10 protein-coding genes are annotated in these 8,901 nt (G+C 75.0%); 2 read left to right on the forward strand and 8 right to left on the reverse strand.

The genetic code is table 11. The features are described from left to right. From ACTHMS_RS11960 to ACTHMS_RS11970, 3 genes are all read right to left on the reverse strand, one after another. Positions 1 to 497: sortase domain-containing protein (locus ACTHMS_RS11960; RefSeq protein WP_440306891.1), on the reverse strand; the 497-nt coding region annotated here is incomplete at its 3' end. Beyond that, positions 494 to 1,354 (reverse strand): DUF4397 domain-containing protein, encoded by an 861-nt coding sequence (locus ACTHMS_RS11965; protein WP_440306892.1) that lies wholly within the window; start codon positions 1,352 to 1,354, stop codon positions 494 to 496. The genes ACTHMS_RS11965 and ACTHMS_RS11960, both read right to left, overlap by 4 nt. A 25-nt stretch (positions 1,355 to 1,379) precedes the next feature. Next, positions 1,380 to 2,300 (reverse strand): hypothetical protein, encoded by a 921-nt coding sequence (locus ACTHMS_RS11970; protein ID WP_440306893.1) that lies wholly within the window; start codon positions 2,298 to 2,300, stop codon positions 1,380 to 1,382. A 254-nt stretch (positions 2,301 to 2,554) separates the two neighbouring features. On the opposite strand from ACTHMS_RS11970, the gene ACTHMS_RS11975 reads away from it, so the two are divergent. After that, positions 2,555 to 3,550: a helix-turn-helix transcriptional regulator gene (locus ACTHMS_RS11975; RefSeq protein ID WP_440306894.1), complete on the forward strand. Its 996-nt coding sequence runs from the start codon at positions 2,555 to 2,557 to the stop codon at positions 3,548 to 3,550. A 116-nt stretch (positions 3,551 to 3,666) separates the two neighbouring features. Here the strand turns inward: ACTHMS_RS11975 and ACTHMS_RS11980 are convergent, their stop codons facing one another. From ACTHMS_RS11980 to ACTHMS_RS12000, 5 genes are read right to left on the reverse strand one after another with little or no spacing between them, the layout of a single operon-like run. Next, entirely contained in the window at positions 3,667 to 4,488 is an 822-nt protein-coding gene (locus tag ACTHMS_RS11980) for an MOSC domain-containing protein (protein WP_440306895.1), read from the reverse strand. Further along, the gene (rsgA, locus tag ACTHMS_RS11985; protein ID WP_440306896.1) at positions 4,485 to 5,480 is read right to left on the reverse strand and encodes a ribosome small subunit-dependent GTPase A; all 996 of its coding nucleotides are present in this window, start codon (positions 5,478 to 5,480) and stop codon (positions 4,485 to 4,487) included. The genes ACTHMS_RS11980 and rsgA overlap by 4 nt, the downstream gene beginning before the upstream one ends. Positions 5,481 to 5,510: 30 nt before the next feature. Beyond that, a complete protein-coding gene (aroA, locus tag ACTHMS_RS11990) occupies positions 5,511 to 6,770 on the reverse strand; it encodes a 3-phosphoshikimate 1-carboxyvinyltransferase (RefSeq protein WP_440306897.1) in 1,260 nt (419 codons plus the stop codon). A gap of 4 nt (positions 6,771 to 6,774) precedes the next feature. Beyond that, positions 6,775 to 7,212: a DUF1810 domain-containing protein gene (locus ACTHMS_RS11995; protein ID WP_440306900.1), complete on the reverse strand. Its 438-nt coding sequence runs from the start codon at positions 7,210 to 7,212 to the stop codon at positions 6,775 to 6,777. Then, positions 7,209 to 7,958: an SOS response-associated peptidase gene (locus ACTHMS_RS12000; RefSeq protein ID WP_440306898.1), complete on the reverse strand. Its 750-nt coding sequence runs from the start codon at positions 7,956 to 7,958 to the stop codon at positions 7,209 to 7,211. The genes ACTHMS_RS11995 and ACTHMS_RS12000 overlap by 4 nt, the downstream gene beginning before the upstream one ends. Before the next feature lie 137 nt (positions 7,959 to 8,095). On the opposite strand from ACTHMS_RS12000, the gene ACTHMS_RS12005 reads away from it, so the two are divergent. Continuing rightward, a complete protein-coding gene (locus tag ACTHMS_RS12005) occupies positions 8,096 to 8,611 on the forward strand; it encodes a general stress protein (RefSeq protein ID WP_440306899.1) in 516 nt (171 codons plus the stop codon). The last annotated feature ends 290 nt before the right edge of the window (positions 8,612 to 8,901 follow it).

Genomic DNA, 8,901 nt, shown 5'->3' on the forward strand with positions numbered 1-8,901 from the left:
ACGTAGACCCGGTCGCCGATGCGCAGCTCCGGCAGCCGGAAGAAGACGGCGGGCCCGCCGACCGAGTCGACATGGCCGACGATCACCGCCGGCCCGACCTGTCCCGGGCGCGGCCCGTCGGCGTACCAGCCGGGCACCTGCCACTCGGGCGGTGTCTGCATCGCGCCGGAGGCGTCCCTGCCGAGCCGCATCACCGTCGCATCGACGCCGATCGACGGGATGCGCAACCGCACGGGCACGCCGACGCCCGCGACCGACGAGCCCGACGCCGACGGGTCGACGCCGACGATCGGCTGCGGGGGCAGCAGCCTCGGGTCCTGGCTCAGCAACGACCCCGGCCGGACGGCCGGAGTCCGAGTCGCCGACGAGACCGACGGCGCCGCCGACGCTCGCGACGAACCGCTGCCGGCGACCGGGGCGGCCGGGGCGGACGCGTCGCACCCGGCCACCAACCCGGCCACGCCGAGCAGCGCGGCGACCGTGCCGCGCAGCGTCATCGGGCGGGGCGCCGCCTGCGCATCGCGCCGCCGGCCCCGACGAGCACGACGAACGACGCCAGCACGCCCGCGAGCACGCCACCGGAGGCGGTGCCGACCGCCGTGCCGCCACCTCCGGCGGGCACCGCGCCGATCGGCACCGTGCCGGCACCGGCGGCATCGGTGAGCACGCGCATCGCGATGCCGCCGTCCTTGCCGTCGAGCACCACCACGGTGTGCACGGTGTCGGCGGCGAGCTGCACCGAGGCGCGGGTGCTGACCTTGCTGTCGTCCACGGCTCGGGCGGTGACGGTGTAGTCACCGGCGGCCACGGTCGAGTACTTCGTGCTGGTCGCGAACGGCACGTCGGTCGCGATCGTCGGCCCGTTCACCGCGCTGATGTCGGCCTTCGCGGCGCGGCTCGCGGCCTGGATCACGCGCAGGCGGGCCTTGCCCGCGCTCGCCGGGCTGAGGTCGTCGTGCAGCACGATGCCATGCAGCTGCGCGTTCATGCCCACGGCGCACGCCGTGTAGGCGGCACCGGGCCGGGCGTCGAGCGTCCACGACAGCGCGGCGGGCGTCGACGCCGCGGCGCCGTGCGGCCGCATCGACACGGCGTAGAGGCCGGGCTGGATGCGCTCGTACCCGCTGACGTCGCCGTAGCCGACGTTCGACAGCCACAGCGAGGTCTTCTTGCCGTCGAACGCGGTGAGGTAGACGTCGACGCCCGGGGTGTCGGGCGAGAAGTGGCCGCCGCGGATCTCGGCGTAGCCGGCGCTGGCGCCGGCCGGTGCGGCGGAGGCCATGACAGCTGTCATGGCGGCGAGGAGCACGGCCGCGAGCGCCGCGGCAGCACGGCGGACACCGATCGATTGCACGAGTACCTCCACGAGTGTTGAGGAGTCAGTCGAGGACAGGGACGGGCGCCGTGCTGAACGCCCAGGTGAGGCGGACGACGCCGCCGGCGAGCGGCGTCACCGCGGCGGGACGGAAGGCGGTCGCCTGGGCCGCGAAGCTGATGTCCGCGGGCAGGCCGGCGACCTCGACCGTGCGGGCGGGCATCCCGGCAGCCGTCTCGGCCGGCACGGCGACCAGCCGCTGCAGGGTGATGCGGTACTGGGTCGACAGTGCGACGAGCGTGGTCTCGGCGCGCAGGTCGAGCTGTCCCTGCTCGACCTGCTGTCGTACCGCCGCGGACATGGTGAGGCGCGAGTTCGCCGCGAGTGCCCGGCCGCCGCGACGGCGGTCGGCGGCCGCGCGGGCACGCTGCTGCTTGGCCGCGGCGAGGTCGGCCGACACCTCGCGCACCTCGACGTCGGTGCCGTCGCCGCGCACCACCGCCACGGGCAGGGAGGTGTCGATGCAGCGCTGCACGGCGTGGTCGGTCGCGGCGGCGGCACGCAGCGCCGCGGTGACGACCAGGTAGTCGTTCGGCGCGCACTCGCCGACGCCGGCGACCGCGCCGGAGAGGCCCGAGCGCCGCAACTGCGAGGCGGCGGCGCTGTCGGTGAAGACGCGTGTCGACGCCGGCAGGTTGGCGGCCGCCCACTGCAGCAGCGTGGCGTCGGCGCTCGTCGGCGCCGACGACGTCGTGGACGGCGACGAGGTGCTCGCCGCCGGCGCCACGCCCGAACTGTGAGCAGCCGAGGGCCGGCGCGTGTCGCCTCCTCGCGTCAGCACGACCACGAGCACGACGGCGACGACCGCGAGCACGACGCCAGCGGCCACGAGCGCGCCGGCACCGCCGCGCCGGTGGGTCGGCGGCGCCGTCGTCGGGGCGGCGTCGGCGGGCGGGTGCGGGTACGGCAGCGGACGCCACTGCACCGGCTCGCTGCGCGCCGCCGACCTGCGGCGGTGTGCCCCCGGGCGCGGCCGTGGGTTCGGCCGTTCCATCCCCATTGCAGACCCCATCGGGCGCGCCGGTGCGCCACCCCCGTACCGGCTACGGAAGTCGGCCACCCGCGTCACCTGACATGGACCTTACGCCGCTTTCGGTCGCGTGTGGGGTCCGCGTCAGCAGTCGTCCGTGGCGCCAGGGGCGCCGGGGCCACCGGCGGCGGTGCGTCAGGATGGCCCCCATGGCGACCGAGGACGACCTCGACCCGCAGCTGCAGCGGCTGGGGCTCACCGCGGTCGAGGCCCGCGTCTACCGGTACCTGTTGCAGCACGGCCCGGCACACTCCGACGACATCGCCGCCGCACTGATCCCGACCGGCCCGACCGGCCCGACCGACCTGATCACCGTGGCCGTCGGCCGTCTGGTGACGGTCGGGCTCGTCGGGCCGGTCGGCGAGCACGGCGCCGTCGTGCCGATCGCACCGCTCACCGGCCTCGACCTGCTGACCCGCGAGCGCGAGGCCGAACTGCGCGAGGCGCAGGTGGCGGCCGGCCGCGCGTACGACACGTTCCGCCGCACCGTCTGGCAGCCGTCCGAAGGCCTCATCGAGATTGTCACCGGCGTGGACATCCCCGCGCGCATCGAGCAGGTCGAGGCGAACGCCGCGCGCGAGATCCTGCGCTTCGACTCGCCGCCCTACTCGACCACCGCGCTGCCGAACGAGATCGAGTACGCCAACCTCGCCCGCGGCGTGACCTACCGCGTCGTCTACGCCCGCGCGGCCATCGAGGTGCCCGGCTACTACGAGGAGAACGTGCGGCCCTCGGTCGCGGCGGGTGAGCAGGCCCGCGTGCTGCCGTCGGTGCCGGTCAAGCTCAGCATCGTCGACCAGCGGCTCGGGCTCGTGTCGTGGCCGATCCAGCAGGCCGAGGTCAACAACACGCTGGTGATCGTGCAGCCGTCGGCGCTGCTGTCGGCGCTCACCGGGCTGTTCGAGATGGGATGGCGGGCCGCCCTGCCGATGCACGTCGGCGACGACGGGCCGTCGGGGCTGCGTCCGGTCGAACGGCAGGTGCTCGAACTGCTCGCCATGGGGCTCACCGACGAGGTGATCGCCGAGCGGATCGGTGTCAGCCGCCGCACGCTCACCCGGCACGTCGAGCGGCTGATGGATCGCGCGGGTGTCGACGGACGCTTCCAGCTCGGGATGGCCGCCGCCCGGCACGGCTGGCTCTGACCGGCCGACCACGCGGGCGCCGCCCCGCACGATGTGGCCGGACGGCGCCGCGAGCTGCCGTGTGCCGCGACGGTGGTCGCGACGGACGATCCCTTTCTATCAGCGCTGCAGGCGCGTCAGCGGGGCGGGCCGCCGCCCGCGTCGGCCTGCTCGAGCACCTCGACCTCGTCGCCCACGGCGATCGTGACGCCGGGGGTGTCCGGGATGAGGTTCATGGCGAAGAAGGTGCGCCCGTCGAAGCGGCGGTGCTGCGCGAGCGTGCGGATCGGCTCCTTGCCCTTACGGGCCGTCTCGGGGTCGACCGTGGTGAGCACGCACCGGTCGCAGCCCTTCACCGACCGGAACACCGCCTCGCCGATGCGCACGACCCGCCAGCCGTCCTCGGCCCACGGCTCGGCACCGTCGACGACGAGGTTCGGGCGGAACCGCGTCATCGACATCGGCTCGGGGGTCCACTCGTTCAACGCAGCCAGCGACGAGGTGGACGCGAGCAGCACCGGGTACGCGTCGGCCAGCGAGACGCGGTCGTCGGGGCGGCCGAAGCGCGGGTTGATCCCGCGGTGCGTCGGGTCATCGAGGATGACGAGTCCGCACGACACCCCGAGCAGGGACGCGAACAGCCCGGCGTCGTCGGCCGGCCGGGCGCGCACCGGTGAGTCGTGCACCAGCACGTCCTGCGGCTCGGCGTCGGGCGGGGGCACGTGCACCGTGCCGCCGTCCGGGCCGGTGAGATCGAGCCCGCCGTCGGGCGTCCAGCGCGGGGTCACCAGCACGAGCCGCGGGTGCTCGCGGGCGGTGAGCGTGTCGCCGGCGTCGTCGACGACCATCCAGCGGCGGTCGCCGGCCAGACCCCACGGCTCGACGACCGCCTCGGGCAGCGACTCGCCGCGGCACGACTTCACCGGGTAGCGCCGGATGTCGCTCAACGTGATGGTCACCGCGCGTCCCCTGTCGTGTGCGATGCGAGCAGGCGGCGGAAGGCCGCGAGCCGGTCGGGCGTGGCATGGCCCTCGGCGACCCAGTCGTCGAGCCGGCACCCGGCCTCGGCGCTCTGGTGCTCGCAGCCGGGCGGGCACTGGGTGGCGCCGTCCTCGAGGTCGGGGAAGGCCCACAGCAGGTCGTCGGCGGTGACGTGGGCGAGCCCGAACGACCGCACGCCCGGGGTGTCGACGACCCAGCCGTCACCGTCCGGCAGCGGCAGCGCGATCGCGGACGACGACGTGTGCCGCCCCTTGCCGACGGCGCTCACCGAGCCGGTCGCGCGCTCGGCCGAGGGCACCAGCTGGTTGATCAACGTCGACTTGCCGACGCCCGAGTGCCCGACGAACACCGACTCGTGGCCCGGCAGCAGCGACCGCAGCGCCTCGATCGAGCCGCCGCGCTGCGTGACGACCGCGGGCACGTCGAGCGCCGAGTAGTGCGCGATGACGTCGTCGGCCGGTGCGAGGTCGGCCTTGGTCAAGCACAGCACCGGCTCGATGCCCTCGGTCAGCGCGGCGACGAGACAGCGGTCGATGAGCCCGTACGACGGCTCGGGGTCGGCCAGCGCGCAGACGATCACCAGCTGGTCGGCGTTGGCGACGATCACCCGCTCGAGCGGGTCGGCGTCGTCGGCCGTGCGCCGCAGCACGGTCTCGCGCTCGGCGATCCGCACGATGCGGGCCAGCGCGTCGACGGCACCGGTGCGGTCGCCGACGACCTGCACGCGGTCGCCGACGGCGATGCCGCGGCGGCCGAGCTCGCGGGCGCGCATGGCGTTCACCTCCACGCCGTCGACCAGCACCGTGTACCGGCCGCGGTCGACGGTGGTGACCAGCCCCTCGCTGGCGTCCTCGTGCGCCGGCCGTTGCTTCGACCGTGGACGCGTGCCGCGGGGGTTCGCCCGCAGCCGGACGTCGTCCTCGTCCAGGTCACGGCTGTTCCGAGCCATCAGCTCCGCGCCATCAGCTACGTCGGACCATCAGGCGAGCAGACCCGACCAGAGGCCCGGGAAGTCCGGCAGCGTCTTGCCGGTGCAGGCGATGTCGTCGACGACGATGCCGTCGACGGCGAGCCCGAGCACCGCGCCGGCGGTGGCCATGCGGTGGTCGGCGTAGGCGTGCCACTCGGCGGCGTGCAGCGGCCGCGGCTCGATGTGCAGCCCGTCGGCCGTCTCGCTCACCGAGCCTCCACAAGCGTTGAGCTCGGTGGCGAGGGCGGCGATCCGGTCGGTCTCGTGGCCGCGCAGGTGCGCGATGCCGCGCAGGGTCGAGGGGGACGAGGCCAGCGCGCACAACGCGGCGATCACCGGCGTCAACTCGCCGACGTCGTGCAGGTCGGCGTCGAGGCCGATGATGGCGCCGGTGCCGCGCACCGTCAGCCCATCGGCGTCCAGCTGTACCTCGGCGCCCATCGCCGCGAGGAGGTCGCGCAGCGCGTCGCCCGCCTGCGTCGTGCGCGCCGGCCACCCCGGCACCCGCACCACGCCGCCGGCGACCAGCGCTGCGGCCAGGAACGGTGCCGCGTTCGAGAGGTCGGGCTCGACCTCGGCGTCGCGGGCCCGCACGACACCGGGCTCGACCCGCCACGTGCCGGCGACGGTGTCGTCCACCGTCACGCCCGCGGCGCGCAGCACCTCGACGGTCATCGCGACGTGCGGCAGCGACGGCACCCCGCCTGCGCCGGTGTGCACGACCTCGACGCCCTTGTCGTACCGGGCGCCCGCGAGCAGCAGGCCCGAGACGAACTGCGACGACGCGGACGCGTCGATGCGCACCGTGCCGCCGGGCACCGCTCCGTGCCCGTGCACGGTGAACGGCAGCCTGCCGCGTCCGCCGTCGTCGATCTCGACGCCCGCCTGGCGCAGGCCGTCGAGCAGCGTCGACATCGGCCGTTCGCGAGCGTACTCGTCGCCGTCGAACGCGACGTCGCCGTCGGCGAGCGCGGCCAGCGGCGGCACGAACCGCATGACGGTGCCGGCGAGGCCGGTGTCGACGGCGCCGCCGCGCACCGGCCCGGGCATCACGATCCAGTGCGGCCCGTCGTCGTCGACCCGCGCACCGAGCGTGCGCAGCGCGGCCGCCATGAGCTCGGTGTCGCGTGCCCGAAGCGGGTGCGCGATGCGCGACGGGCCGTCGGCCGCCGCGGCGAGCACCAGCAGCCGGTTGGTGATCGACTTCGAGCCGGGCAGGCGCACGTCGGCCTCGACCGGTGCCGTGCGACGCGGCGCTGCCCAACCCACGCGCTCAGTCTGCCGCACGCAGCAGCGCCTCGGTCGCAGCGTCGCGCTCGCCGCCGAAGAAGCGCTGCAGCACCTGGGCGAACACGGCGTCCGGCGGCGCGACCGCGGCGAACAGCGTCATGGACGAGCGCAGCTTCATCGCGTCGACGCTGCCGAGCACCCGCACCGCGTCATCGTCGCGCTGCTCGAGCAGGGCGGTGCAGCTCTCGCGCAGCCGCGCGCCCAGCACGGGGTGCGCCAGATAGTCGCGCGCCTCGCCGGCACCGTCGATCGCGTAGTACTGCGCGGTCGCCGAGCGGCCGAGGCCCGCGAGCTGCGGGAAGACGAACCACATCCAGTGGCTGGTCTTGCGGCCGCGGCGCAGTTCGGCGAGCGCCCGGTCGTACGTGCCGTGCTCGTCCTGCGCCCGCACGAAGCGCTCGAGATCGCCCACGTCGTTCAGTCCAGCAGGCTGGGCTGCTCGGGTTCGGCCGCCGTCGTCCCGTCCACCGGGGCGATCAGGTCGGGGGAGTCGTTGCGCACGTTCCCGACCGCGGAAGAGACGACGTACGGCTCGAGCCGCGCGGGCGGGATCTCGGCGAGCAGCCGGTCGGCCACGGCGACGTCGCCGCTCGAACAGTCGAGCCAGGCGGCGCGCAGGCCGGGCGGGACGACGACCGGGTTGCGGTCGTGGATCCGACCGAGCAGGTCGTCGGCCTGCTGGGTGATGATCGTGCACGTCCAGCGCCAGCGGTCGGGGTCGTCGTCGGCCTTCGCCGGGTCGCGCCACAGCTCGTACAGCCCGGCGAACGAGAGCATCGCGCCGTCGGGGTCGTGCAGGAAGTGCGGCACCTTGCCCTCGTCGGTCTTCTGCCACTCGTAGTAGCCCAGTGCCGGGACGAGGCAGCGCCGGGCCGCCGCCGCCCGCTTGAACGCCGGCTTGCTCGTCACCGTCTCGATGCGCGCGTTGATCATGCGGGCGCCGCCGGACGGGTCCTTCGACCAGCTCGGGACGAGACCCCACCGCACCGTGCGCAGCTGCCGCCCGCCGGCCTCGTCGTCGTGCGGCGGCCGCTGCATCACGACGCGCACGGGGTCGGTCGGCGCGATGTTGTACGACGGCGGCAGGTCGACGCCGAGCGTCTCCTCGACGTCGAACTCGTCGACCAGGTCGCTCGTCGCCGCTGCGTTGACGTACCGCCCGCACATGCGTCCAGTATCCCCGTCCCGCAGGGCGCGTGCTCATGGCTTCCGCATGGGATGCACACAGCGAACTCCCCGCCGCGGCGGGCACCGTGATGACAGCGGGCCGGACGGCCCGCCCCTCGCGGAAGGAAGTGACCACCATGACGATGAACGCGGACCCTCGCTTCGCCGCGACCTTCGCCGGACCGATCAACGAGATCAGCACCGCCTGGAACACCGTGGCGCGCTACGACGACTACGCCAGCGCCCAGGCCGCGGTCGACCGGCTGTCGGACGACGGCTTCCCGGTCGCCGAGCTGAGCGTGCTCGGCAGCGACCTGCGGCTGGTCGAGAAGGTGACCGGACGACTCACCAAGGGCAAGGCGGCCCTGTCCGGCGCCGCGAGCGGAGCCTGGTTCGGCCTGCTCATGGGCATGCTGCTCGGCATCTTCACCACCGGCAACGCATTCCTCGGCCTGCTCGCCGTCGGCCTGCTGATCGGCGCCGCCTGGGGCGCGCTGTTCGGCTTCTTGGCCCACGCCGCCACACGTGGCCAGCGCGACTTCAGTGCCGTGCGCAGCCTCGCCGCCCAGCACTACGACCTGATCGCGACGCCGGGCCACGTCGACCGCGCCCGCTTCATGCTCGCCCAGGCGGGGCTGCTGCCGCGGGCCTGACGCACGGCTCCCGCGTACCCGGCGCGTCCGGCAGGATCGCGGGCGTGACCGAACTCGAGATCGCCACGCCGAGCGGCCCGGCGCGGGCGGACCTCGTCCGCCCCCGCCGCGCCGGCGGCCCGCAGCCCCGCCCGCCCGGCGCCCGGCGCGGGGGCCCCCCCCCCGCCCCCCGGGTGACGGCGCCGGCGCCCAGGGAGCGCGCCCGTGAGGCCCGCCCACGCGGCCCCGCCGCGCCGCGCGGCCGCGGGCAACTTCCCCCCCGGCCCCCGGGCGGTCGGCCTGCTGGCCAT

It is taken from the genome of Jatrophihabitans sp. (genome assembly GCF_051960575.1).
Lineage (GTDB): Bacteria > Actinomycetota > Actinomycetes > Mycobacteriales > Jatrophihabitantaceae > JBQCEE01.

Bases quoted from the DNA above. Each gene is read 5' to 3' on its own strand.
- rsgA (WP_440306896.1), bottom strand. From the start codon at position 5,480: ATGGCTCGGAACAGCCGTGACCTGGACGAGGACGACGTCCGGCTGCGG.
- ACTHMS_RS12000 (WP_440306898.1), bottom strand. From the start codon at position 7,958: ATGTGCGGGCGGTACGTCAACGCAGCGGCGACGAGCGACCTGGTCGAC.
- ACTHMS_RS11975 (WP_440306894.1), top strand. From the start codon at position 2,555: ATGGCGACCGAGGACGACCTCGACCCGCAGCTGCAGCGGCTGGGGCTC.
- ACTHMS_RS12005 (WP_440306899.1), top strand. From the start codon at position 8,096: ATGACGATGAACGCGGACCCTCGCTTCGCCGCGACCTTCGCCGGACCG.